General features: G+C 68.7%; 24 protein-coding genes. 13 read left to right on the forward strand and 11 right to left on the reverse strand.

The genetic code is table 11. The features are described 5' to 3' along the window. Positions 1-26 precede the first annotated feature (26 nt). The 7 genes from NJ1_RS29750 to NJ1_RS29780 all read right to left on the reverse strand — a co-directional run bounded on the left by NJ1_RS29750 (position 27) and on the right by NJ1_RS29780 (position 8,456). Positions 27-905: an esterase/lipase family protein gene (locus NJ1_RS29750; protein ID WP_067700897.1), complete on the reverse strand. Its 879-nt coding sequence runs from the start codon at positions 903-905 to the stop codon at positions 27-29. A gap of 156 nt (positions 906-1,061) precedes the next feature. Then, complete coding sequence (locus NJ1_RS29755) at positions 1,062-2,675, reverse strand: beta-N-acetylhexosaminidase (RefSeq protein WP_067700681.1); 1,614 nt, start codon at positions 2,673-2,675, stop codon at positions 1,062-1,064. Beyond that, complete coding sequence (locus NJ1_RS29760) at positions 2,672-4,315, reverse strand: CocE/NonD family hydrolase (protein ID WP_157574333.1); 1,644 nt, start codon at positions 4,313-4,315, stop codon at positions 2,672-2,674. The genes NJ1_RS29755 and NJ1_RS29760 overlap by 4 nt, the downstream gene beginning before the upstream one ends. A 343-nt stretch (positions 4,316-4,658) precedes the next feature. Then, positions 4,659-5,447 carry a DeoR/GlpR family DNA-binding transcription regulator gene (locus NJ1_RS29765; protein WP_067700686.1) on the reverse strand — a complete coding sequence of 263 codons (789 nt, stop codon included), beginning with the start codon at positions 5,445-5,447 and terminating at the stop codon, positions 4,659-4,661. Next, entirely contained in the window at positions 5,444-6,313 is an 870-nt protein-coding gene (locus tag NJ1_RS29770; RefSeq protein WP_067700690.1) for a carbohydrate ABC transporter permease, read from the reverse strand. Before NJ1_RS29770 ends, NJ1_RS29765 begins: the two co-directional genes overlap by 4 nt. Then, a complete protein-coding gene (locus NJ1_RS29775; RefSeq protein ID WP_067700693.1) occupies positions 6,310-7,206 on the reverse strand; it encodes a carbohydrate ABC transporter permease in 897 nt (298 codons plus the stop codon). The genes NJ1_RS29770 and NJ1_RS29775 overlap by 4 nt, the downstream gene beginning before the upstream one ends. Next, a complete protein-coding gene (locus tag NJ1_RS29780) occupies positions 7,203-8,456 on the reverse strand; it encodes an extracellular solute-binding protein (RefSeq protein ID WP_245717642.1) in 1,254 nt (417 codons plus the stop codon). The genes NJ1_RS29775 and NJ1_RS29780 overlap by 4 nt, the downstream gene beginning before the upstream one ends. A 122-nt stretch (positions 8,457-8,578) precedes the next feature. On the opposite strand from NJ1_RS29780, the gene NJ1_RS29785 reads away from it, so the two are divergent. The 10 genes from NJ1_RS29785 (at position 8,579) to NJ1_RS29830 (ending at position 18,090) form a co-directional block, all read left to right on the forward strand. Beyond that, complete coding sequence (locus NJ1_RS29785; protein WP_067700696.1) at positions 8,579-9,523, forward strand: SIS domain-containing protein; 945 nt, start codon at positions 8,579-8,581, stop codon at positions 9,521-9,523. 277 nt (positions 9,524-9,800) lie between these two features. Continuing rightward, on the forward strand, positions 9,801-10,739 hold the full coding sequence (locus NJ1_RS29790; RefSeq protein WP_067700699.1) for an ROK family protein: 939 nt from the start codon (positions 9,801-9,803) through the stop codon (positions 10,737-10,739). A gap of 271 nt (positions 10,740-11,010) precedes the next feature. Continuing rightward, on the forward strand, positions 11,011-12,132 hold the full coding sequence (locus tag NJ1_RS29795; RefSeq protein ID WP_245717643.1) for an N-acetylglucosamine-6-phosphate deacetylase: 1,122 nt from the start codon (positions 11,011-11,013) through the stop codon (positions 12,130-12,132). Then, positions 12,129-13,091: a hexose kinase gene (locus tag NJ1_RS29800; protein ID WP_245717644.1), complete on the forward strand. Its 963-nt coding sequence runs from the start codon at positions 12,129-12,131 to the stop codon at positions 13,089-13,091. Before NJ1_RS29795 ends, NJ1_RS29800 begins: the two co-directional genes overlap by 4 nt. Next, positions 13,088-13,930, forward strand: a complete 843-nt coding sequence (locus NJ1_RS29805; protein WP_067700702.1) for a class II fructose-bisphosphate aldolase — start codon at positions 13,088-13,090, stop codon at positions 13,928-13,930. Before NJ1_RS29800 ends, NJ1_RS29805 begins: the two co-directional genes overlap by 4 nt. A gap of 91 nt (positions 13,931-14,021) precedes the next feature. Continuing rightward, the gene (locus NJ1_RS29810) at positions 14,022-14,966 is read left to right on the forward strand and encodes a hexose kinase (RefSeq protein ID WP_245717645.1); all 945 of its coding nucleotides are present in this window, start codon (positions 14,022-14,024) and stop codon (positions 14,964-14,966) included. Between the two features lie 144 nt (positions 14,967-15,110). Next, on the forward strand, positions 15,111-15,518 hold the full coding sequence (locus NJ1_RS29815; RefSeq protein WP_157574335.1) for a hypothetical protein: 408 nt from the start codon (positions 15,111-15,113) through the stop codon (positions 15,516-15,518). 156 nt (positions 15,519-15,674) lie between these two features. After that, on the forward strand, positions 15,675-16,481 hold the full coding sequence (locus NJ1_RS29820; protein WP_067700708.1) for an ABC transporter ATP-binding protein: 807 nt from the start codon (positions 15,675-15,677) through the stop codon (positions 16,479-16,481). After that, on the forward strand, positions 16,478-17,254 hold the full coding sequence (locus NJ1_RS29825) for an ABC transporter permease (RefSeq protein WP_067700711.1): 777 nt from the start codon (positions 16,478-16,480) through the stop codon (positions 17,252-17,254). Before NJ1_RS29820 ends, NJ1_RS29825 begins: the two co-directional genes overlap by 4 nt. After that, positions 17,254-18,090 (forward strand): ABC transporter permease, encoded by an 837-nt coding sequence (locus NJ1_RS29830; protein ID WP_067700912.1) that lies wholly within the window; start codon positions 17,254-17,256, stop codon positions 18,088-18,090. Before NJ1_RS29825 ends, NJ1_RS29830 begins: the two co-directional genes overlap by 1 nt. Before the next feature lie 19 nt (positions 18,091-18,109). On the opposite strand, the gene NJ1_RS29835 is transcribed toward NJ1_RS29830, so the two are convergent. Further along, positions 18,110-19,366 carry a lipase family protein gene (locus NJ1_RS29835; protein ID WP_169813222.1) on the reverse strand — a complete coding sequence of 419 codons (1,257 nt, stop codon included), beginning with the start codon at positions 19,364-19,366 and terminating at the stop codon, positions 18,110-18,112. Positions 19,367-19,609: 243 nt separating this feature from the next. On the opposite strand from NJ1_RS29835, the gene NJ1_RS29840 reads away from it, so the two are divergent. Next, entirely contained in the window at positions 19,610-20,719 is a 1,110-nt protein-coding gene (locus NJ1_RS29840; RefSeq protein WP_084479001.1) for an ABC transporter substrate-binding protein, read from the forward strand. Positions 20,720-20,831: 112 nt separating this feature from the next. Here the strand turns inward: NJ1_RS29840 and NJ1_RS29845 are convergent, their stop codons facing one another. The 3 genes from NJ1_RS29845 to NJ1_RS39405 are packed head-to-tail and all read right to left on the reverse strand — an operon-like array spanning position 20,832 to position 22,863. Continuing rightward, positions 20,832-21,851, reverse strand: coding sequence for an XdhC family protein (locus NJ1_RS29845; RefSeq protein ID WP_067700720.1), 1,020 nt, complete (start codon positions 21,849-21,851; stop codon positions 20,832-20,834). A 14-nt stretch (positions 21,852-21,865) separates the two neighbouring features. After that, positions 21,866-22,669: a nucleotidyltransferase family protein gene (locus NJ1_RS41195; protein ID WP_067700723.1), complete on the reverse strand. Its 804-nt coding sequence runs from the start codon at positions 22,667-22,669 to the stop codon at positions 21,866-21,868. Positions 22,670-22,701: 32 nt separating this feature from the next. Continuing rightward, positions 22,702-22,863 (reverse strand): hypothetical protein, encoded by a 162-nt coding sequence (locus NJ1_RS39405; RefSeq protein WP_157574337.1) that lies wholly within the window; start codon positions 22,861-22,863, stop codon positions 22,702-22,704. Positions 22,864-22,880: 17 nt separating this feature from the next. On the opposite strand from NJ1_RS39405, the gene uraD reads away from it, so the two are divergent. Both uraD and uraH read left to right on the forward strand, forming a co-directional pair. Beyond that, positions 22,881-23,390, forward strand: coding sequence for a 2-oxo-4-hydroxy-4-carboxy-5-ureidoimidazoline decarboxylase (gene uraD / locus NJ1_RS29855; RefSeq protein WP_067700914.1), 510 nt, complete (start codon positions 22,881-22,883; stop codon positions 23,388-23,390). Beyond that, a complete protein-coding gene (gene uraH, locus NJ1_RS29860) occupies positions 23,387-23,707 on the forward strand; it encodes a hydroxyisourate hydrolase (protein WP_067700726.1) in 321 nt (106 codons plus the stop codon). Before uraD ends, uraH begins: the two co-directional genes overlap by 4 nt. The last annotated feature ends 1 nt before the right edge of the window (position 23,708 follow it).

The raw sequence follows: 23,708 nt of genomic DNA on the forward strand, positions 1-23,708 counted from the left end.
AATTCGCATTTCGCACGCTGTTGCGGCTAACTGTCCGAGTCGAGCCGAGCCGCGATCCAGTCGATCACCGCGGCATCGGCCGGTAACCCCTTGTGCGTCACGCTCCCGGGGCGCAGGTCCTGAACGAACAGATTCGTGACACCGGGCTCCTCGATGAACGAGGCCGAGCCCGCCGGTGTGCTGGTGGTGTCGTCGTGCGTGGCGAGCACCGAATACCGCACTCCGGGCTGTGCGATCGGTCCGGCGGTCAACTCCTGCACGAAACGCGAATCCGTCTCCAGATCGGCGCAGGCGGCGCAGACGAGCGGCAATACCGCGGAGTCGACGGCGGTGCGCAGCGGGGGCACCTGCGAGGATAGATCGACCAGGCCCATGAGATCGGTCCCGTGGGTGACCGGCGCGAGCAGAATCTCCTTGTGCACGAGCGATGCCCGGCCCAGATTCTTGGCGACGTACTCGGCGATGGTCCCGCCCTGCGAATGCCCGACGATGTCCACCCGGTCGGCTCCGGTGACCGCGAGCACCCGGTCCATGTACTCGGATACCTCGACGGCCGAACGCGCGACCGGTGCGAGTCCACCGGCCGGAACGATCGCGCCGAACCCGTAGGTCGGCGCGTATACGCAGTATCCGGACTCGGTCAGTCGCGGCGCGAGCACCTGCCAGGCCGTCGCGTCGTCCATGGTGCCGTGCAGCAGCACCACGGGGCGGGGGTGCGTGCGGGAGGGATGGCAGGACGGCGGATCGGTGATGGCGGTCGCGGGGCTCCGCGTTCCGACCGGGGCGACTCCCGGTGCGGCGGTGCACGGTCCGGCGGCCGTGCCGAGGCCGATCGCCAGCGCCGCCAGCGCCGGAACGATCCGCGCTGCGGCGGCCTTCGGTGCGGACGTGGTGTTCCGGCGCATTCGCTGCTCCGTTCGAATCATGAACAGTGTTGCCACACTATAGGTTTCGGAATCAATCGGCAGCGCGGCCGGATCCGGTCGAAGGGCGTTTCCGGTCATCGCGGCGCGAACCGGCGCAGAGGTCCCCCGGAGGTCCGTCATCGATGGGAGGCGGTGTCATGGCGAGGGAACGCCTACGGTGCGTACCCGGTCGGCGAACTCCGCGTAGGCGACACCGCCTGTGCCGGACCACAATTGCTGCGCCATGATCGGTAGTCGTTCCCGCACCGGCCCGACCATCTGCTGTTCGGTCATCGCGGTCGGATCATCGCACCACACATGCAGTTTCGAGCCCAGCAGCCGATCCCGCTGATCCGCGCGCAGCCGGGTGCCGTTCACGAACAGGCCCGGATCCCAGGCGTACAGCAGCTCCGGTGGGGCGTTCAACGACCGCGCGTATCCGCCGGTGGCCCAGTAGGTGGGCGTGAACGCGGCGTTGCTCAGGGTGAAGCCCGCGTCGGCGAGCGCCTCGGGGCCATTGCCGTTGCCGAGCCACGGAAGCAGCCCGTCGCCGGCGGTCCAGTGCTCCACGACGATCGAGCGATCGAGGGGAATGCGTCCGCCGCGCGGGATCCCGTCGTTCCACACGCGGGGAGTGCGGCCGTACGAGCGGACGATGCCGGCCGCCCAGTCGAACAGATCCGCTACCACGTCCCGGCCGGTGAACTCCGGTCCGAGGGTGGTGCGCGCGTACTCGCCGAGCTGTGGGTAGCGGCTGTAGTCGCTCACGTATTCGTCGCCGCCGAGGTGGAAGTACCGGCCCGGGAACATCGGCACGTATTCGCGCAGCAGATCCTCGATCAGCGGGCGGGCCCGCGGATCGCTCAGGTCGATCCTGCCCTCGGCGTTGCCCGCGAGCAGGCTGTCGGTGACCACATCCACCGGTCCGGTGACGCTCGGACGCAAGATCAGGTCCGGGTGCGCGGCGAGGATCGCGTTCATATGCCCCGGTATGCCGATCTCCGGTACCACCTCGATGCCGTAAGCGGCGGCGTAGGAGAGGATCTCGGCGATGTCGGCGCGACTGTAGTGCTCCGGTGAGGTGATCTCCGGATGGCTCGTGCTCTCCAGCCGGAAGCCGTAGTGATCCGACAGGTGCAGGTGCAGCAGGTTCATCCGGTAGTAGGCCATCTCGCGAATGCGCTGCTTCACCCATGCGACGGTGAGAAATTCGCGACCGACGTCGAGCATGAGCCCGCGCTCCGGGTAGTCCGGCCAGTCGATCGCCGTGCCTCGCGGTAGTGACACCGTGTCTCGCGGTAGTGACTCCGTGCCCCGCGCAAGTGACACCGCGTGCGAGAACCATTGCAGCAGAGTCTGGGTCGCGTGGATCACGCCGATTTCCGTGCGGGCGGACGCGGTGACGACATCGCCGATGTCGATGCGGTACGACTCCGGTTGCTCGGGGGCCGACCCGTCCACTCGCAGCACCACATCACCTGGTTCCGCCGTGCCGGAGGTCACCGTGGCGGAACGTCCGGTGCGGGTCAGATCCCGCGCCAGGCGGGTCGCGGCGGCGGCCGTGTCGTCCGAGGCCACGATGCGAACGGTGTCGGCGAGCGCGAAACGTCCGGCGCCGGAATCCCATCGGCGAATGCCGGGGACCGTCACCGGCAGTGCCGAGGTGGCGTCGCCGGGCGCCCCGACGCCCGGGGTCGCCCGCGCCGCCGGTGCGGGCAGCACCAGCAGCACGAGCACGGGGAGCGCGAACGCGCGCAGCAGCGCCCTCACGACGCGGTGATCGGTAGTTCCGCGGTCGACGGCGCCGAGAAGGTCACGACGCTGCCCATGGGGGTCGAGCTGACGAAGGGGATCGGGTCCTGTGAGGTGACGGTGAGCGTCAGCCGATGGCCCGGGGCCAGCTCCCAGTAGGTGGCGGCGAGATCCCAGTTCATCTCGGTGGGCGCGCCCGGTTGCAGGCCGTGCCGGGTGAGCGGCCGATAGGTGATTTCCTTTCCGGTGCCGTCCGGGCCCTCGTCGTACAGGATGCCGATCAGGGTCAGATCCGAACTCGCCGGTGTGGCAGTGAGACTCAGGCGCGGAGCGCCGCTCACGAGCGTGCCCGCGGCGAAGGGCGCCGTCCGCCAGACGCCCGCGAGATTCCGGTCGACCGTACCCAGCGGAACGGCGGGCGCTACCGCGAGCTGCGCCATGGTGCCGCTCACGTACGGCACCGCCGCGACCGCGGTGGTGGGACCGGAAAGCAGTGGCTGACTCCAGTTTTCGGTGGGATCGGCGCCCATCACCCCGGCGGCCGGAACCGACAGGGGGAACGGGCGGTAGTCCGCCACCGCCTCCGCGACCGAGTCGAAGTGCCGGTAGGGGCCGGTTCCGGCGGGCGCGAGGTTCACCACCGGTTCCGAGTCGATGCCGTTGTCCGCCCCGTTCACGTAGTGATCGAGCCAGCGGATGCCCGCGTCCCAGATCGGATTGGGTAGTCCCGCAACCTGTCCCGCTCCGCCGCCGGTGGAGTGGTCGCCCGGCTGCATGTACAGCATCTTGGGTCCGGTCAGTTCGTCGAAGCTGGTGAACACCGGGCCCGAGGGCAGCAGGCTGTCCTGCCAGTCGTGGGCCAGGAACACCGCGGTGCCGTTGGCGTTGAGCTTCGGGATCGCGTCGGCGAGCAGGTGTTGTGAGACCACGCCCGCGAACGCGCCGCCAGTGTTGTTCAGCGCCAGGTCCAGTCCGCGCTGGACCAGGTCGGGGGTGAAGCGGTTGGTCGCGGCCCCGGCTATCGCGAGCGCCCAGGGGCCGCCGGTTTTGGGCGTCCCGTTGGGGGCGAGTGCGTCGGCGAGATCCCCGGGCGGCGAGTCCGCGACGATGGCCTTGATGCGCGGATCGCGGGCCGCGGCGACCAGCGCCATCCCCGCGCCGTACGAACCGCCCGCGATGGCGATCCGATCGGGGTCGACATTGAGATTGGCTATGGCCCAGTCGATCACGGCCGATGCATCGGCGGCGTCGTTCGCGCCGAACAGGTCGACCTCGCCCTCGGACAGGTACATGCCGCGCGCGGTGTACTCGATCGAGACGAAGTTCTCGCCCGAGGAGAGCTTGTACGCCGAGCCGATGCTGCCGACGGCGGGCATGCCCCAGCCGGAGGGTTGCAGCACCAGCGGGTTCTTGTGAACGGCGATATCGGCCGGCGCGGTGATGACGGCATTGAGCCGCACGCCCGCGCCCGGGACGAACAGGGTGGTGATCTGTCCGCCGGGGATCGGCACGGCCGCGGCCGGGGACTCCCACAGTGCGGTGGCGGCGGTGACGAGCGTGGCGGTGACGGTGACGAGCGTGGCGGTGGCGGTGACGAGCGTGGCGGTGGCCAGGGCGGCCGACCGGAGTTTCACGAACCCGCGTGATCGAGAGGTCATCTGCTCACCCGCCCGGTCAGAGCACGACGCCGAGCAGGACGCCCAGGTTGTGCAGGAGTGACCGAGGGGACATCAGGAGGTAGCCCAGCAGGGTGCCGGTCACGTCGGGAGCGGGGAGTTCACGCATGGGAATTCCTCTGGAGCAGAGAGGCGAGGGAGCGAAGTGCATTCCGGCACCGAGGCCGGAATGCGTTCCCCCATAGAATAATTGCTTGTTTATGCTCTGTCTACGACAAAAACGGTCACTAACAATCACGATGGAGAGGTGTGGCGAAGACTTCCCCGGCATCGGAAATCAACTGTCCGACCGGGTGCTCGGGTCGGAAGAGGTAGGGCGTGGTCCTCAGACCAGCTCGACGCGGACGCCCGCACCGCGAATGGCCGCCACCGCGTCCGGATCGGCGTCGGCATCGGTGACCAGCACGTGCACCTTCTCGATCGGGCAGATGCGGGCCAGCGCGCTGCGCTGCAATTTGTCCGAGGTCGCCACCACCACGACCAGATTCGCGCGGCGCACCATCTCGGCGTTCACTCCCGCCTCGTCCAGGTGCGTGCACTGCGCCCCGCCGTCCACCGAGATCGCGTTGACCCCGAGAATGACCGTGGCCACCCGCAATTCGGCCAGTGAGCGTTCGGCCAGCGGTCCGTGCAGCTCGTAGGACTCGCGCCGGGCCGTGCCGCCGAGGCAGATCGTGCGCAGGTGCGGGCGCAGCACCATCTCCGCGGCGATGTTGAGCGCGTTGGTCACGATGGTCAGCCGGGCGTCGCCGGGCACGGACAGATCGGCCCGGCCCGCCAGCGCCCGCGCCACCTCGGTGGTCGTGGTGCCGCCGTTGAGTCCGACCACCGCGTCCGGATCGATCAGTGCGGCAGCGTATTCCGCTATCCGCTGTTTGGCCTGATCGCCGTGCCGGTACCGCGCCGGCAGCTCGTACGCGACCGAGGTCGCCACGATGCCGCCGTGGGTGCGGGTGGCCAGTTGCTGATCCGCCAGCGCCGTGAAATCCCGGCGCACGGTGGCGGCGGAGACGCCGAGCTGCTCGGACGCCTCCTCCACCGAGAGTCGACCGGTCTCGGTGAGCAATTCCAGCAGCCGGTTCCAGCGTTGCGGGCGATCCGCCGGTGCGGTCATTTCACGCTTCCGGCGGTGAGTCCTGCGACCAGGCGCTTCTCGATCAGCGCGAAGAGGATGACAACGGGCACGATACCGACCGTAGAGATCGCGAAGACATATTGCCAAGCCGTGTCGTACTGGCCGATGAACTTGGTCAGCGCGACCGAGAGCGGCTGATTCTCCGGCGTGGTCAGCACCACCAGGCTGGCCGCGAACTCGTTCCAGCACGCGACCACGGTGAAGATGGTCGCGGTGACGATGCCCGGCCACACCAGCGGCAGGCTCACCCGGGTCAGAATCTGCCAGCGGCTCAGGCCGTCCAGCTGGGCGGCCTCCTCGATCTCCACCGGAACCCCGGCGAAGAAGCTGTGCAGGATCCACACCGCGAACGAGAGGTTGAACGCGGAATTGACCAGGATCATCGCCAGCCAGGTGTCATTGATGCCGAGGGCGAAGAACTCCCGGATCAGGCCGGTGACCAGGACCGTCGGCTGCAGCATCTGGGTGATCAGCACCAGGCCGAGGAATACGGTGCGGCCCGGGAACCGGCGGCGCGCGGTGTAGTACGCGGCCGGGATCGCCGCGACCAACACCAGCAGCGTCGCGCAGGTCGCGATCACGATCGTGCTCACCAGGTTGAACGGCAGCGGCGTTTCCGGGGTGTCCCACATGGTGGCGTAGTTGTCCGGATGCCACCGCTGCGGCAGATACGTGGGCGGGATGTGCTGGATCTCGGCGCGGGACTTGAGCGAGCCCAGCAGCATCGCGATGTAGGGGGTCAGGAAGATCGCGGCGAGCAGCGCGCCCACCGCGGTCAGGCCCCAGCGCCGGTTCTTTCGCTGTGGCGCGGCGGTTTTCGTCGCCGGGGCGTCGAGACTCGTCATGACTCCACCTGATCGGCCGGGCGGACCACCTTCACGTAGATCGCGATGATCGCCACGATCAGCACGAAATTCAGCACGCTCATCGCCGCGGCGGTGTCGATCTGCTGGTTCTGCCGAATCAATTTGAAGGTCAGCGTGGTCGTGGTGTCCGCGTCGAATCCCGCGATGCTGCCGGTGAGCACCTGCAGGATCGGCAGTTGGTTGAACACGTTGATGATCATGATGATGGTCGAGACCGCGATCGCCGGACGCAACTGCGGGAGGGTCAGATGCCGATAGCGCTGCCACGAGTTCGCGCCGTCCACCCGGCCCGCCTCGGTGATCTCGGCCGGAATCGACTGCAGTCCCGCCAGCAGCGTGTAGGTGACGAACGGGATCGACACGAACACCGCCACCCCGATCGCCACCAGGAACGCCTGGGTGGGCTGTTTGGTGAAACCGTAACCGCGATCGAGGATTCCGATGTCGACGAGGAAGCGGTTGACCAGGCCGACATCCGGGTCGAGCAGGTAGTAGAAGACGGTCGTGGTCATCACCACCGACGCCGCCCACGGCACCAGCACGGCCAGGCGCACCGCCGTGCGGCCCGGGAAGTCTTTGTTCAGGAACTGCGCGAGCCCCGCCGAGAGCACCAGGGTGATCAGCACGACCGCCGCCACCCAGATCACGGTGTGCAGCAGTACCGAGCCCAGCTCCGGGATCCGGAACAGGGTGCGGTAGTTGCCGAATCCCGCCGAGCCCCGGTCCTGGCCGTACGCCGAGAGGTTCCGGGTACTGGTCCACAGCATGTAGCCGACCGGGAACAGCACGATGGCCGCGATCAACACCAGTACCGGGGCGATCCACGGCAGGGCGGCCAGCCCCGCCGTGAATCGGGTTCTGCCCCTGCTCAACTCGCCGCCTGCTTGACCTTCTGGAGCACGTCGGCGGGATCCGCGCCCTGGGTGATGGTGCCCATCTGCTGCTTGATCACGCCTTGCGCCGCCGCCCATTTCGGATTGTTGCTCGGGTAGAAGCGGGCGTTGGGCAGGGTTGAGGCGAAGGTCTTGGTCACCGGATCATCGGCGAGCGTGGTGATCGCGCTGGTGGTGATCGGAATGAAATGCTCGTTCTTGACGAAGTCGGCGTACACGGGCGCGGAGTAGAAGTAGTCCAGAAACTTCTTCACCGACTGCTGCTTGCCGCCGTCCTTCTTGAACGCCATCAGATGATCGGCCACGCCGAGGGTGACCGGGGCGCCGGTCTTGGTGGGCGTGGGCGCGGTGGCGTACTTCAGGCCCGGATTCTTCTCGGCGATCTGACCGATGGTCGGGGGCAGGCCCTCGATCATGCCGATCTTGCCCTGGATGAAGGCGTTGATCACGTCCAGGCGATTGGTCGCACCCGGATTCGCCTGCGTGACACCCGCATCGGCGAGCGACTTCATCGCACGCACGCCCTCCAGGTTGTCGGGGGTGTCGATGGTGAGATTGCCGCCGTCGGACCAGCTGCCACCCGCGCCGAAGGTCCAGATGGACGATTCGCCCTGCGCCTCTTCGCTACCCAGCGGCAGGCCGTAGCCCGCGACGCCGCCGCCGAGGGCCTGGATCTTCTTGGCGGCGTCGGTCAGGTCGGTCCAGGTCTTCGGGGGTGTGGCGACACCGGCTCGCTCGAAGAGTTCGGTGTTGTAGAAGAGCGTGCGGGTGGAGGCGAAAAGCGGTAGCGCCCACTGGGTGCCGTCGATGGTGGCGTTCTGGGCGAAGCCCGGGGTGATGTCGGCCAGCACCGACTCCGAGACCACGTCCTTGGCCGGGTACAGCTGCTTGTCGGCGGCGAAGGTGGAGTAGGCGTCGATGTTCAGGATGTCCGGGGTGGTGGACTCCGATTGCAGCTTGGTGCGCACCACATCGTTGATGGCGGTCCAGGATTCGACCTGCAGCTTCACCGTGACGTCGGGGTTCTTGTCGTGGAAGCCGGCGATGATGCCGTCCCACAGGGCTTTCGTGCCGTGCGCGCCGTCGCTGTAGGACGGCACGAGCAGGTTGACGGTGTGGGGATCGTTGTCGGACTTGTCATTCGAGCCGAACCCGCACGAGGCGGTGGCCAAGGCGGCCGCGGTGAACATCGCGGCGCCGGCGAGGGCGCGATGGAGATGTCTTTTCACGAGTAGAGCCTTTCGAGACGCACACCCGGGCGAAAACGCGGATGATGATGTCGTTCGGGTGATCTGTGTCGAATCTAGCCGAGGTAATGATCGAATCTGACTACTTTGGCTGTAAATTTGACATGAACGATCACTGGGTTCACGCTGGATCGGTGCTGACCTCCGCCTCTCACAGTCCGGCGACGCATCTGGCCGCCGAGATCTCCTCCCAGCCCGACCATTGGGTCCGGGCCGCGGCGATCGCCGCCGAGCACCGCGCGATCCTGCCCGCGGCGGGGGAGCGGGTCTGCGTAATCGGCTGCGGCACCTCGCTGTTCATGGCGCGGGCGTACGCCGCGCTGCGTGAACGGTCCGGACAGGGGCTCACCGACGCCTGGCCGGCGGGGCAGCCGCCCACCACTCGCGAGTACGACCGCGCGCTGGTGATCTGCCGCTCCGGCACCACCACCGAGGTGATCGAGGCCATGCGCGCATTGCCCGGTGGGCTGGCGCGCACCGTGGTCTGTTCCAGCCCGGGTACGCCCGTGCTGGAACTCGGCGACGCCATCCTGATCGACTTCGCCGACGAGAAGTCCGTGGTGCAAACGCGATTCGCCACCACCACGCTCGCGATCCTGCGCAGCCACCTGGGGGAGGACCTGGCCCCGGTGATCGCCCAGGCCCGCGAGGTGCTCGCCGAAGACCCCGCACCGTCGCTCGCCGCCGTGCGCGACACCGAGCAGATCAGCTTCGCCGGAATGGGATTCGCCGCCGCCCTGGCCGAGGAGGCGGCGCTCAAACTCCGCGAATCCTGCCAGCTGTGGACCGAGTCCTACCTCGCCACCGAATACCGGCACGGCCCCATCAGCATTGCCGCGCCCGGCCGGGTCGTCTGGGGATTCGGCTCGCTCCCAGCCGGTTTCGCCGAGGCGGTCGCCGCCACCGGTGCGCACCTGGAGCACCGCCGGATCGATCCCATGGCCGAGCTGATCCGAGTCCACCGGCTCTGCGTCCTGCGCGCCGCGGATCGTGGTCTGGACCCCGACCACCCCCGCGGCCTCACCCGCTCGGTAGTCCTGGACTCCTGAGTGAATCGCGGTGCACCCCAACGCGACGGACGATCCCGCGCCCCGGCGAGCCTCGATGCGTCCACACGCGGTCGGCCGTCCCGATGCTCGGCGGCGTCCCCGGTCCGCCGATCCGCTCGTCGAGTCGGCGGGCGAGTGGTCGCCGGTGCGCTCCCGGCCGGACGGCGCTGTCTCCCATCGTCTTCCGGCGCCGGTAGAGATGCCGTCAGACCCTGATGACCTGCGACTTCCCCGAAATCCCCCTGCGCCGGGGAAGCGCACGGCGGAGACTCTCGGGATGAGTTCGAAACCACCCGCCGCGGTCTCGGAGCGGGCACTCGTGCTGGGCATGGACGTCGGCGGTACCACGATCAAGGCCGAGATCAGCGATGACGCGGGCACGGTGCTGGCCGCCGGGGCGGTGCCGACGCCGCCCGGGGAGGCCGCGTTCGACGCGATGCTCGACCTCGGTGACAGCCTGCTCGACGAACTGAGCGCGGCGGACAGGTCGCGTATCGAACGCGCCGCGGTGCTGCTACCGGGTCTGGTCGATTCGGTGAGGTCGATAGCCGTGTTCAGCAGCAACGTCGGCTGGCGAAACGTGACGATAGGCAGTCGATTCACCGACCGCTGGCAGGTGCCGGTCCTGATCGATCACGATGTGGCCGCCGCGGGCTGGGCAGAATGGCGGTTCGGGGCGGGGCGTGATCGCGACACCGTGTGCGTGATCGTCATCGGGACCGGAATCAGCGGAACCCTCTCGGTGGCAGGCAAATTCGTTCGCGGTGCACTCGGTCAGGCGGGCGAATACGGCCACATCCCCGTTCGCCACGACGGGATGCTCTGCCCCTGCGGCAATATCGGCTGCGTGGAGACCGTGGCGTCGGCCGCCAACATCGCACGCACCTACGCGCTGCGCACGGGCACCGAATGCCGCAGCGCCGCAACAGTCTTCGCGCGCTCGGACACCGATCCTCAGGCCCGGGCCGTGATCGCCGACGCCATGGACGCGCTCGCCGACGGGCTGACCGGCGTGATCCACGCGGTATGCCCCGAGCTGATCGTGCTCGGCGGCGGGCTGGCCGGTGCGGGCGCCGCCCTGACCGACGCCCTGCACCAGGCCCTCACCGCCCGCCTGCGGGTGGTGCCGGTACCGGAAGTCGCAATCGGCGCCTTCGGCCCCCGCGCTGGTCTGGCCGGGGCCGCCCTGCTCGCGCGCCACGGAGCCCTGTCATGACCGCGGTTCCGCGACTGGTCGCGGGCGGCCCGCCACATGGGGGCGGCGAGCCGCCGGAGGTGCGAATCGAGGCAATGATCGATGAGAGGCGCCTGGTCGTCCCCCGTGGAGTGGACAGACCACGGGGCCTGGGCGTTGGTGGGCCGGGCGGGTATCGGAACCGCCGAATGGTCGACGATTCGGCGGTGCGCCCGGGGTTCGGAGCGACGGCGTGATCGGGTCCGCGGGGGATCGGGGACGTGGCGCCGAGGTGCATGTGCGGGGACGGATCGTGTCGCCCGCACATGTGGTCGAGGACGGCGTGGTGTCGATCTCGGGGGAGCGGGTGACGGCTGTGTCCGGGCTCGCGGAATGGGCTGCGAGGCACGAGAAGTCGGATCTTCCCGCCCCCGTGGGGACGGTTCTACCCGGGCTGGTGGATATCCACAATCACGGTGGGGCGGGGTGTCGGTTCGACACGGTGGATCACGAACAGGCGGCGGGGGCGGCCGCGTATCACCGGTCGAGGGGGACGACGACGGTGCTGGCGGGGATCGTGACCGCGGCGGCGCAGGACATGGTTTCGCAGGTGGGGGCGTTGCGAGAGTTGGCGCAGGACGGGGTGATCGGGGGGATTCACGCCGAGGGGCCGTTTCTGTCGGGGGCACGCTGTGGAGCGCAGGATCCTCGATATCTGGTGGATCCCGATCCGCGGCTGGCACGGCGGCTGGTCGAGGCCGGGGGAGGGCACCTTCGCGTGATGACCATGGCTCCGGAGCGGACCGGGTTCGCGGCGGTGGCCGGCATGCTGGCCGATCACGGCGTGACGGTGTCGCTCGGGCACAGCGACGCCGAGTTCGCGGTGTTCCGGGAGGCATTGTCGCCCACGGGGATCGCTCGCTCGGTGACGCATCTCGGGAACGGTATGCCGCCGCTGCATCATCGGGCGGCGGGGCCGGTGGGGGCCGCATTGGCCGCTGCCGCACGGGGGTTCGCGACAGTCGAGTTGATCGGAGACGGGGTGCATACGGATGCGGGATTCGGTGCGATGGTGTTCGCGGCCGCACGGGAGCGGGTGGCGCTGGTGACCGATGCCATGCAGGCGGCGGGAATGCCGGACGGGCGCTATCGGCTGGGACCGCAGGAGGTGACGGTCAGCGCCGGGGTGGCCCGGGTGGCGAGCGGTTCGATCGCCGGCGGAACCTCGGACCTGCTGCGATGCCTGGCCTGGGCGGTGCGGGAATGCGGTGTGCCGCTGGCGGACGCGGTGCGCGCGGCGACGCTGACGCCCGCACTCACCGCCGGACTCACCGACGTCGGAGACCTGAGGTCCGGGGGATACGCGGACCTCGTCGTGGTCGACGACGAGCTGAGACTGCGTCAGGTCATGCGTCGAGGGCGGTGGCTGCGGTGATCCTGACCGTGACCATGAACCCCGCGTACGACGTCACCTATCGCTTGAACAGCTTCGAACACGGTGTGGTGCAGCGCGTCTCGGTGGTCGAGCAGCGCGCGGGCGGCAAGGGGATCAACGTCTGCCGGGTTCTCAACAGTCTGGGCATCCACTCGGTGGCAACGGGATTCGCCGATCTCGACTTCGCCGACGAAGCCGAACGCGAGATGCCCGTCGATTTCGTGCACGCGCTGCCCTGGATCCGCCGCACCCTCGTGATCAGCGAGGCGGACGGGACGACGACCGGGCTCTGGGAACCGGGGGCGGCGCTGCGGGGTTCGGCGCCGGTGGAGCGGCTCAAGACGCGGATCGCGGCGCTGCTGCCCCGGGCCAGTGGTGTGGTGATCTCGGGGTCGCGGCCGCCGGGCGCGGGCCCGGACCTGCCCGCCGAACTCGCGCGTGCGGCGGTGGCGGCCGGGTTGCCGGTCATCTGCGATGTGGACGGCGACGCGCTGCCGGTGGCGGCGCGGGTGCCGGGCGTGATCATCATGCCCAACGCCGATGAGCTGCGGGCGCTCACCGGCGCATCGCCGCGCACGCCCGCCGATGTGGTGGCTGCCGTGCGGCCGCTGCTCGCCGGTGGCGCGGGTGCGGTGATCGCCACCCGGGGCGCGGACGGCATGGTGGCGGTCACCGCGGCCGGAGCATGGTCGGCATGCCTGCCGGAACCGGTGGTCGGTAATCCCACCGGAGCGGGAGATGCCGCAGCCGCGGCGGTCATCTCCGGACTCGCGGGAGTATCGAAAACCCCTGCCGCCATTTCGAATTGGCCCGCCGTACTGGCGGATGCCGTAGCCACCTCCGCCGCGGCCGTCGCCATGCCCCTGGCGGGGGAGATCGACCACGCACTGCGCACCCGTCTGGCTCGGCTCGTCCGGGTGGAACCCGTGCGTGCGTCGCAGACCCGGGAGAGCCCATGACCCTGACCGCTGTCCCGAAACTGATCGAGCTGGCCAGACCGGGTGGGCTCGGCGCCTTCAATGTGGTGGCATTGGAACACGCGGAGGCCATCGCGGCCGCTGCGGAGGCGGTGAGAAGTCCTGCGATTCTTCAAATTTCGCAGAACACGGTGAAGTATCACGGCGGTCTCCGGCCCCTGGCGCGCGCCTGCCTGCAGATCGCGCAGGACAGCACGGCCGAACTGGCGGTGCATCTGGATCACGCCAAGGACACCGAATTGATCAGGGAGGCAGTCGAACTCGGCATCACCTCGGTGATGTACGACGGGTCGGCGCTGGATTATCGGCAGAACGTCGTCACCACGGCCCTGATCACCCGCTGGTGTCACGAGCGGAACGTCTTCGTGGAGGCCGAGCTCGGCGAGGTCGGCGGCAAGGATGGTGCGCACGCACCGGGCGTGCGCACCGATCCCGCGGAGGGGGCCGAGTTCACGGCCGCCACCGGAGTGGACGCGCTGGCGGTGGCGGTCGGCTCCACCCATGCGATGGCGGTGCGTTCGGCCGAACTGGACGACGATCTCATCGCCCGGCTGGCAGCGCGGATACCGGTGCCGCTGGTACTGCACGGTTCCTCCGGAGTCCCCGACGAGGGGTTGCGCTCGGCGATTCGGCACGGCATGGTCAAGGTCAATATCGGCACCAGACTCAATATCGCCCTGACCGATGCGGTGCGTGCGGCCCTGAGCCACTCGCCCGCGATGACCGATCCACGAAAGTATCTGGGGCCCGGCAGGGCGGGAATCCAGCGCGACGTAGAGCATCATCTGCGGGTACTCGCCGACTGCGAAAAACAGCGGTAATAACGCGAAATCCCTGCCTTTTAAACCCTTTTCGATGCCGTTCGTGCATTCGAGGGTTGCATCCGATCGCTCGGCGTGCAGAGTGGTACTGGTGATCCTCACCGTGACCATGAACCCCGCCTACGACATGACCTACCGGGTCGAGCATTTCGAGCGGGGACGGGAGCATCGGGTCCGGTCGGTGGATCAGCGCCTCGGCGGCCGCGGCATCAATGTCACCAGGGTGCTCAATCAACTGGGCAAGTATGCCCGGGCGACCGGATTCTCCGATCACTCCTTCGCGGCCGCGGCCGAGCTGGAGATGCCGGTCGACTTCGTGCACGCGCTGCCGTGGGTGCGGCGCACGGTGGTGATCAGCGAATCGGACGACGGCACCGCCACCGCGCTGTGGGAGCCCGGCCCGCGCATCTCCGAACCGCACGCCATCGATCAGCTGCGGGTGCGAGTCGGCGGAATGCTCTCGGATATGAACGGACTGGTGATAGCGGGCTCGCTGCCCGTCGGTGTCGGGCCGAGCCTGCCCGCGGAACTGGCCCGCACCGCCCTGGACGCCGGCGTGCCGACCGTGTGCGACGTGGACGGTCCCGCGCTGGAGCTGGCTGCGCGGGTGCCGGGCATCGTTCTCACCCCGAACATCGAGGAGCTCGAACGCCTCACCGGCCGACCCGCCACCACCGTCCCGGAGATTCTGGCCGCGGTGGAACCGATCATCGCCGGTGGCGTGGGCGCGGTCATCGTCACCCGCGGCGGCCTCGGCATGGTCGCGGTCACCGCGACGCGGGCCTTCTCCGCGGCCCTGCCCGAACCCCTCGCGGGCAATCCCACCGGCGCCGGGGACGCCGCGGTGGCCGCCATCGCCGCCGCCTTCGCCGCGGACTCCGATCCGGACTGGACCGCGCTGCTGGTGGATGCCGTCGCCACGTCGGCCGCCGCCGTGGTCATTCCGGTCGCGGGTGAGATCGACCATGTGCTGCGCGAACGGCTGCTTCCGACGGTCCTGGTGAGCGAACTCGAATCGGCCGCCGTGCGACCCTGATCCGGGACGCTCCCGAACCCCGGCACGCATCCGGATCAGGACGCCGTCGCCGGTGCGCCGGAGCACTTCATCGGCGTGTCGCCCGTACCTCAGCCTCGGCGTGGTGACGTCGTTGCCGCTGGTGGGGGCGGTAGGGTCGGGGCGATGTCGGACGTTGGGATTCCGCCCGATCAGGGGTCGGGCGTGGACGACAGTTACCGAATGCCGCGTGCGGTGCGAGCGGCACAGATCGTCGCTGTGCTGATGGCCGTGATCGGGGCGCTGTGCGTGGCGTCCTCGGGATGGTTGCTCGGCGGACGGTCGGCGCTCATGACGGCGGTGCCCTTCCTGCCCGGATTCCTGCTCGGACTGGTGGCCCTGACCTTTCGCTCGGTCGGGCAGTCGGTGCGCATCGGCGCGATTCTCGTCGCGGCGCTGAACATGCTCTGGACCGTGCCGTCGATCACCGACGGGCATCCGCCCGGTCCGCTGGGACCGCTCAGTTCACTCGTGGTGATCGTGCTGCTGTTCCGCCGGGAAGCCAGGGACTGGTTCGAACCCGCCGGCTGGTGAGTGAAGGCAACTTTCGAGCACCGTCTCACCGGGGGTTGTGTGCGTACTCACCGGGGGCAGTGCGCGTAACAGGATTCGCCGTCACCCGTAACCGCCGTGAAATCTTCTCCGCCGATTCGCAATCTCGGTGCAATTCCCGGCTCCTACTGTGAGCCTATGAGTTCGGACGTCGCCCCCGGGGGAACAGGCATTCACATCAGTGGGCTGAGCAAGACCTTCCGTTCGGGCCGGCGCACCGTGCAAGCCCTGGACGCGGTGGATCTGCACACCAGGGAGGGCGCGTTCCTGTCCCTGCTCGGTCCGTCCGGCTGCGGGAAATCGACGATTCTGCGGATCCTCGCCGGACTCGACACCCCGAGCACCGGCACCGCGCGGATCAACGGCGAGACGCCGGCGGAACTGCGCCGGCGGCACGAATTCGGGATCGCGTTCCAGGACTCGGCGCTATTGCCCTGGCGCACTGTGGAATCCAATATCAAACTGCCGCTGCAGGTCGCCGGGCTGCCCGCCGATCCCGGTCTCGTCGCCGACCTGATCGCGCTGGTCGGGCTCGAGGGATTCGAGAAGGCCAAACCGGCGCAACTGTCCGGCGGTATGCGACAACGGGTGTCGATCGCGCGCGCCCTCGCGGTGAAGCCGAAGATCCTGCTGCTGGACGAACCCTTCGGCGCCCTCGACGACATGACGCGCCAGCGGCTCAATCTCGAACTGCTGCGGATCTGGACCGAGAAGCCGGCCACCACCCTCATGGTCACGCACGGCATCGCCGAGGCGGTGTTCCTGTCCGACGTGGTGGCGGTCATGAGCCCGCGACCGGGGCGCGTGGTGGAGGTCGTCGACATCGACCTGCCGCGCCCGCGCACCCCGGAAATGATGCGCACCACCGAGTTCCACAAGCTGCACGACTACCTCTCGGAACTGCTGTTCGGTCGCAGTGGACGAGACGGGGTGGCGACACGATGAACGGGAGCGCCGTGCGAGAACGACTGTCACCGCGAAGGCTCGGCGGGCTGACCGGAATCGCCGCGCTGCTGGCGGTGTGGGCGCTACTGGCCGCGCTGCACGTCGCGGGCGGCACCGTGCCCGGACCCTGGCAGGTGCTGCACACCATGTACACCGACGGATGGGCGCTCTACGGCCCCAATTTCGAGATCACCGCCAAGGGCGCGCTGCAGGGCTTCGTCTGGGGCAACACGCTGGCCATCGTGCTCGCGGTGCTGGTGGTGTTGATTCCGCCGATCGAAATGCTGGTCACGCAGCTGGCCATCCTGAGCTATTGCACGCCGCTGCTGGCGCTCGGGCCGATCATCCTGGTGGTGTTCGGCGGGCGGACGCCGACGGTGTTCCTGGCGGCCATGTACTGCTTCTTTCCCACCATGGTCGGCACGGTGTCGGGGCTGCGCTCCGCCGATCGCACCAGCCTCGATCTGATTCGCGCGTACGGCGGCGGCCGATGGGAGCGGCTGCGCCGGGTGCAGTTGATCTCCGCGCTGCCGAACACCTTGGCCGCCTTGAAGATCGCCGCACCCTCCGCGGTGCTGGGCGCGATCATCGGCGAGTACCTGGGTGGCGTGGACAGCGGGATCGGGGTCGCGTTGACGGCCGCGCAGACCGCGTACAACGTGCCGCGCACCTGGGGAATGGCGCTGGCCGCGGCCGCGCTGGCCGGACTCGGATACGCGCTGGTCGCGTTGGTCGCGCGGGTGGCGCTGCCGTGGGCTCGGGCGGAGGCGTGATGAGCGAGGTCATCGAGAGCCCGAGCGGGGCCGGGAAGGCCCTGAACGTGCTGCGCCCGATCGGGAGATTCCTGCTGCCGCTGCTGGTTTCGCTGGTGCTGCTGGTGGCGCTCTGGTACGGGTTCCTGAAGTTGTATCCGCAGGTCGGGTTGGTCGGCAAGAGCCCGGGCGACGTCTGGCACTACCTGGTCACCGGGCCGAGTTCCGGCACCGCGCGGCACGCGATATTCGCCGAGATGCGAATCACGCTGCGGGACGCCTCGATCGGGTTCCTGGCCGGGATGGGCGCGGCGCTGGTGGTCGCCGCGCTGTTCGTCGGCATACCCGCTGTCGCACAGGCGTTTCTGCCGGTGGCCATGCTGTTGCGCTCGGTGCCGCTGGTGGCGCTCACCCCGATCATCGTGCTGGTGTTCGGACGCGGGGTGCTCGGCGTCACCGTCATGGCCGCCATCGTGGTGTTCTTCCCGGCGCTGGTCATGATCATGACCGGACTGCGATCCGCGCCCAGGCAGGCGATGGAACTGGTTGCCGCATACGGTGGTTCGCAGTGGACGGCGCTGCGCCTGGTCGCCGTCCCGGCGGCGCTGCCGGCGGTCTTCGCGGCGGCCCGGGTCTCGGTGCCGGGGGCGCTGATCGGTGCGCTGCTGGGCGAGTGGCTCGGCAGCGGAACGGGATTGGGGGCCGGGCTGATCCGGGCGATCCCCACCTTCCAGTACAACCGGCTGTGGGCGTCCATCGCGCTGGTGACGGTGGTGTCGGTCGTGGCCTACGCCATCGTCGGGGTGCTGGAGAATCTGGTGCTCGCGCGCTTCGCGCCGGAGCGCGGACGGGACTGATCCGCGAGCACCGGCGACCTCACTCGTCTTGTTCGTGACATCCGGCCGGGAGCGGCACCGACGCGAATCTGTCTGCCAGGAACGACATTCCGCCCGATGCCTCGGCGATCGCCGCGCCGTTGTGCGTGGACGCGGAGGAATGCTTGACGAGCACGGTCGATCCCGGGGCGCAATAGCGTTGAACCAGGGCATCGAAACCGGCGACGGGAACCACCTCGTCGGTGGTGCTGTGGTAGAGGTACAGCGGCATATCGGGGACCGAGGCGCCCAGTTCCTCGCGCCGCACCGCGGACAGGAAACTCGGATGTGCGAGTAGGCCGGGCGCGGCGGCCAATTCGTCGATGCGAGTGTGTGGATAGCGGTCGACCAGATCGTTTCCGCAGGCCTCGGCCTCGGCGGTGAGCACCGCGCGGCCGCGGTCGTTGAGCAGTCCGGTCAGGTTCGGGCCGGAGGAGTTGCGGATCAGAGCCAGCACGATCAGCATCGCCAGTCCGGCCCGCTCGCCGCCGTCGGCATTGCGGGCGATGGTGGCGATATCGGCGGGCAGACCGCCCGCGCTGATGCCCGCGATCCCGAGCTCCGGTGCGTAGGTGCGGCGCAGCTGCGCGGCCCACAGCGTGGCGAACGCGCCACCGGAATAGCCCCACGCGCCGAGCTTGCTGTCCGGTCCGAGACCGGCGGGGGTGAAGGAGCGGGCCGCGCGGATGCCGTCCAGCACCGCATGCGCGGAATTCACTCCGTCGAAGAAACGAGACTGGGGGCCTTGATAATCGGGGACCGCGACGGCCCAGCCCCGGCGAAGCGCGTCGATCAGGAACGGGGTGTCCACGATGGTGCTCGAGATCGCCGAGCCGCGACCGCCGTGCAGCGCGAAGGAGGGCGCGCAGCGCGTGCCCAGGCTGTCCTCGGCCACCTGATACGACAGCAGTGGCCGGCTGCCGGGCCCGTCCCAGGGGGAGGGTGAGGTGAGCACGGTGGTGACCGTGGCGACCGGGCGGCCCTGCGAATCGCTGGTCCGATACTGCAACTGCCAGGCCGAGACCCGCAGCGGCAGACCGAACATGGAGATCTCGCGCCGATTGAGCACCGAGCCGTCGGGGTGCGAGGCGATATCGGCGGGTGCGGCGTAGAAGGGGTCCTCGTCGGGCAGCGCGGTGTCGGCCCCGGCGATCGCGGCCGTGCCGGACAGTACGAGCAGCGCGCCGCCCACCGCTAGCAGCCGCCGGGTGGATCGGTGCCGAACCCGTAGCAGCCCGGCAAATCGTCCCTCGCGCATCATGTCTCCCGTCGCGGCCCGACTCGGACGCGGCAGGGGGCCCGAGGCACTTTCCGCGCATCGAGTTCGAGCACTCACCGTGAATTTCAGCAGAACCGCAGAGCAGCGAAACCTCGATCGATGACCGATCGGCGTGTGGCAAGTTAGCACGGCCGGGGGAGTTCTTAACGTAGCGAACACAAATACGCGGGCGAAAGCAAAATATTCGAAACTGAAAGCCCCTAGATTCGGTTGATGAGTCGTATGTCCCGGCCGGTTCCGGCCACGCAGTCAGTCAGAGGCCAGGCCCTGGATCGGCGATCGTTTCTCCGCTACGCCGGGCTCACCGGCGCCGTGCTCGGCGGTGCGGGACTGCTCGCCGCCTGCGGTGAGGACTCCTCCGGGTCCGGTAGTGGAACCAGCGACGACGGGTCGAAATTCGGCACCGTCGCCATCCAGCTGTCCTGGTTGAAGAACATCGAATTCGCGGGTGAGTACTTCGCCGATTCCAAGGGCTACTTCAAGGACGCAGGATTCGGCGCGGTCAATCTGATCGCGGGCGGCGCGGCCAGCACGTCGGTCGAAGCCGGGCTCGGCACCGGCAAGATCTGGGCCGGACTGTCCGCGCCCCAGACCACCGCGCCCGCACTGCTCGAGGGTCTGCCCGCCAAGATCGTCGGCACCACCTACCAGAAGAATCCCTTCTGCATCGTCAGCTCCGCGGGCAAGCCGATCAACTCGCCGCAGGACATGAAGGGCCGCAAGATCGGTGTGCAGGACACCAACCAGCTCATCTTCAACGCGCTGCTCGCCGCCAACAACATGACCCCGAACGACGTCACGATCGTTCCGGCGCAGTTCGATCCGTCGCCGCTGGCCAACGGTGAGGTCGACGGCTGGGTCAGTTACGTCACCAACGAGCCGATCACCCTGACCGCCAAGGGATTCGCCAACGCCAATTTCCTGTTCGCCGATTACGGACTCCCGCTCGTCGCGGAAACCCTGACGGTGCATCAGGACACCATCGACAAGCAGCGCGACAAGCTCAAGGCCTTCCTCGTGGCCGAGATCAAGGGCTGGCGCGACGCGGTCGCCGACCCGGCCGAGGCCGCCCGCCTCGCGGTCGAGGTCTACGGCAAGGACCAGCGCCTGGATCCGGCGGAGCAGACCAAGGAGGCCACCGCCCAGAACAGCCTGGTCGTGTCACCGGACTCCCAGGCCAACGGCCTGTTCACCATGACCGAGGAGTTGATCGCCAAGAACATCGCCGCGCTCGCCAAAGCGAAGATCGAGATCAAAGCCGATCAGCTCTTCGACATGTCGCTGTTGAAAGAGGTCTACGCCGAACACCCGGAACTCAAGCAGGCCACCTGATTTCGCGGCTCGATACGGAGCCATGGTGGCGGACTCATCCGCACGAATCCGCCACCATGCTCCTGTTCCGGACTGCCCCCGGCGACGGGGTCAGGCCCGGAGGCGGGTGAGGTCAGTGGACCAGGGCGGAATGGCGGGAGGCGGAGCGGGCCGACAGCGGTTCGGCGGTGGCGCCGTTGCGGGCCGCGACCATTTCGGCGGCGATGGCGAGCGCGAATTCGGCGGGGGAGCGGGCCCCGAGATCGAGGCCGGCGGGGGAGTGCAGGCGGGAAAGGGTGTCGTCGTCGAAACCTCCGGCCTGCAGGGCTTCGATACGGTGCGCGTGTGCTGTGCTGGACCCCAGTGCTGCCAGGTAGCCCAGCTCGGGTAGTCGTAGCGCGATGGTGAGCAGGGGGATCTCGAACTTCGCGTCGTTGGTCAGCACGACCACCGCTGTGCTGGAATCGATTTCGCCGGAGGCGGCCAGGGTGTTCAGGTAGCGGTGCGGCCAGTCCACGACCACCTCGCAGCCGGGATAGGCCTCGGCGGTGACGAAGGTGGGGCGGGCGTCGCAGACGGTGACGCGGTAACCGAGAAGTTTCGCCTGGGTGGCCAGGGCGGCGGCGAAAGCGTTGGCGCCCATGATGATCAGACGTCGCGGGCGGACGAACGAGGAGACGAAGACATCCGAATCCGGGAGCGAGACCAGTTCGGTGCCGTGCTTGCGATCGGTGACCAGATGCTGGCCGATCACGTCGGGGTCCGAATGCCACACCACCGTGAACACGGTGACCTGGCGCTGGGCGGCGATATCCGCCGCCACATCGGGGAACTCGGGAAAGTGACTGCGCGAGAACGGTTCCGCGAACACATCCAGGGTGCCGCCGCAATCCATACCGGCGTCGAACCCGCTACCGGGGCCGAATCGGTGCAGACCGCGCTGGCCGGTGCGCGCCGCGGTCAGGGCCGCCTCGTAAGCGGCGGCCTCCGCGCAACCCGCCGACACCGAACCGAAAGCCCTGCCCTCGGCATCCACGACCATGGCCGATCCGATCGGCATGGGCACCGAACCCTGAGTCCGAACGAGAGTGGCCAATCCGGCCGTACGTCCGCTGTGCCAGACCCGTAGGAGGTCCTCGACGATATCCCGCATCTAACTGCTCCCGCTCACCGTGCGATGCCACCCGGGTAGTCCTGGTCCAGCCCCGTCGCAAGGTCATCGCACGTGACGCACACCATATCCGCTCGATGCTTCAAATAAGTGCCCGCCCCCGAATTTCCCTCCGCTTCCGCGGCGGCGCCCGCCCAATGCGAACGACCGAGAATCACCGGATGGCCGGGGCGCTCCTGGAATACCGCGCGCGCCACTGCGCCGGAACTCCCGCGCGCGGCCGTGAGCACGCGTTCGACCACCGCGCCACCCACATCCGGCGTATCCACGGGCATGATCGCCACGAACTCCGGAGGCGCCGAATCCCATTCGTTCACGACCCCCTTGTTCCCGGCGGCGGTAATCCCCAACCCGGTAATCCCCGTCACAGTCGTTTCGGTGCCGATAATCCGCGTGGCGGCACAACCATCTGCCGACGAGAAGCCGGTTTCCCGGTATTCGGGTGTGGAATTCGAGCCGAGGCCGACCACCCGAGGGTGCGCGGCCGCGGCGGCCAGGCCGGCGCGCATGGACGCGCTGACACCGATCGCCCAGTCCGATGCCCACACCGGATACGCACCGGAAGGCACAGGGATGCGCGGGTTTCGGGATATCAGCCACTGGGGCGTCGCGGAATCGTCCACGCGCTGTGCGGGGCCGGTCGCCCCGAGTACGACGTACACGCGCGCGCATCCACCCTCGCGCAGCGCCCGCACCGCGGAACGCAGCCACGCCCCGTCCTCGGCCAGCACCTTGGGCATCCCGTATCGGGTGCCCGCGCCGGCCGCGAGCACGATGCCATCGCAGCGATCGGGGGTCATACCGCCGACCGTAGCGCCTCGGGGCGAACCTTTCAGAGCGAGCTGTTCACCGGGCCGTCCGGCGCGTGGCGATTGCGGCCGAACGGCACGGGATGCCTGATCGCACGGCGTGCCGGATCGAGTCGGCGGCGAGCCGCTCCGGTCGGTCGACGCGGGGTGATGTTGCGCGCCGGAGTGGCGAGCGGGGTTGCCATCACCGATGCTGGAGGCGATGACTGAGAACAAGATCGGATGGTCGGAATTCGCGGTGCTGCCGGAATCGGCGGCCGCGACGTTATTGCTGACATGCTGCTCCTCGCCCGTCTGGGCGCACGCGGTGGCGGCCAGGCGACCGTATTCGGCCATCGGTCAGTTGTTGATCGCCGCGGACGCGGAACTCGAGGCGCTCAGCGACGCCGAGATCGATCGCGCGCTGGCCGGGCACCCCCGGATCGGGGACCGGCCCGACAGCGCGAACTCGGCGCGGGAACAGGCCGCGATGGCGACGGCCGAGGAGGCCGTGCGGGCCGCCATCGCCGCGGGAAACCGGGAGTACGAGGCGAAGTTCGGGCACGTGTATCTGGTGTGCGCCACCGGGAAGAGTCCGGAGGAGCTGCTGCGGGTGCTCACCGACCGGCTGGGCAACGACGCGGACACCGAAAGGCGGATCGTGCGACAGGAACTCGGGAAGATCAATCGAATCAGGTTGCGGCGGTTGCTGACCGCCCAGGAGGCGGCATGAGCACGCTCAGCACACATGTCCTGGACGCGGTGCGCGGCGCACCGGCCGCCGGGATCCGGGTGACGCTGTTCGACACGGCGGGAACCGAATCGGCGACGGGCGTGACCGATGCCGACGGTCGGATCGGCGCTCTCGGCACCGAACTCGCTGCGGGAAACCATCGGCTGCGGTTCGATACGGGGGAATACTTCGCGGCGCAGGGCGTCGAGGCGTTCTACCCGGAGGTGGACATCGTGTTCACCGTGGGCGGGGAACGGCACTACCACGTGCCGCTGCTGCTCTCGCCCTTCGCCTTTTCCACCTACAGGGGGAGCTGAG

Origin of the sequence: Nocardia jejuensis NBRC 103114 (assembly GCF_001613145.1) — a bacterium.
GTDB lineage: Bacteria > Actinomycetota > Actinomycetes > Mycobacteriales > Mycobacteriaceae > Nocardia > Nocardia jejuensis.

Coding starts and splice junctions, on each gene's coding strand:
- uraH (WP_067700726.1), top strand. CDS start 23,387: ATGAGCACGCTCAGCACACATGTCCTGGACGCGGTGCGCGGCGCACCG.
- NJ1_RS29785 (WP_067700696.1), top strand. CDS start 8,579: ATGAACGATCACTGGGTTCACGCTGGATCGGTGCTGACCTCCGCCTCT.
- NJ1_RS29845 (WP_067700720.1), bottom strand. CDS start 21,851: ATGCGGGATATCGTCGAGGACCTCCTACGGGTCTGGCACAGCGGACGT.
- NJ1_RS29760 (WP_157574333.1), bottom strand. CDS start 4,315: ATGACCTCTCGATCACGCGGGTTCGTGAAACTCCGGTCGGCCGCCCTG.
- NJ1_RS29765 (WP_067700686.1), bottom strand. CDS start 5,447: ATGACCGCACCGGCGGATCGCCCGCAACGCTGGAACCGGCTGCTGGAA.
- NJ1_RS41195 (WP_067700723.1), bottom strand. CDS start 22,669: ATGACCCCCGATCGCTGCGATGGCATCGTGCTCGCGGCCGGCGCGGGC.
- NJ1_RS39405 (WP_157574337.1), bottom strand. CDS start 22,863: ATGGCAACCCCGCTCGCCACTCCGGCGCGCAACATCACCCCGCGTCGA.
- NJ1_RS29770 (WP_067700690.1), bottom strand. CDS start 6,313: ATGACGAGTCTCGACGCCCCGGCGACGAAAACCGCCGCGCCACAGCGA.
- NJ1_RS29790 (WP_067700699.1), top strand. CDS start 9,801: ATGAGTTCGAAACCACCCGCCGCGGTCTCGGAGCGGGCACTCGTGCTG.
- NJ1_RS29805 (WP_067700702.1), top strand. CDS start 13,088: ATGACCCTGACCGCTGTCCCGAAACTGATCGAGCTGGCCAGACCGGGT.
- NJ1_RS29825 (WP_067700711.1), top strand. CDS start 16,478: ATGAACGGGAGCGCCGTGCGAGAACGACTGTCACCGCGAAGGCTCGGC.
- NJ1_RS29835 (WP_169813222.1), bottom strand. CDS start 19,366: ATGCGCGAGGGACGATTTGCCGGGCTGCTACGGGTTCGGCACCGATCC.
- NJ1_RS29830 (WP_067700912.1), top strand. CDS start 17,254: ATGAGCGAGGTCATCGAGAGCCCGAGCGGGGCCGGGAAGGCCCTGAAC.
- NJ1_RS29840 (WP_084479001.1), top strand. CDS start 19,610: ATGTCCCGGCCGGTTCCGGCCACGCAGTCAGTCAGAGGCCAGGCCCTG.
- NJ1_RS29820 (WP_067700708.1), top strand. CDS start 15,675: ATGAGTTCGGACGTCGCCCCCGGGGGAACAGGCATTCACATCAGTGGG.
- uraD (WP_067700914.1), top strand. CDS start 22,881: ATGACTGAGAACAAGATCGGATGGTCGGAATTCGCGGTGCTGCCGGAA.
- NJ1_RS29750 (WP_067700897.1), bottom strand. CDS start 905: ATGCGCCGGAACACCACGTCCGCACCGAAGGCCGCCGCAGCGCGGATC.
- NJ1_RS29815 (WP_157574335.1), top strand. CDS start 15,111: ATGTCGGACGTTGGGATTCCGCCCGATCAGGGGTCGGGCGTGGACGAC.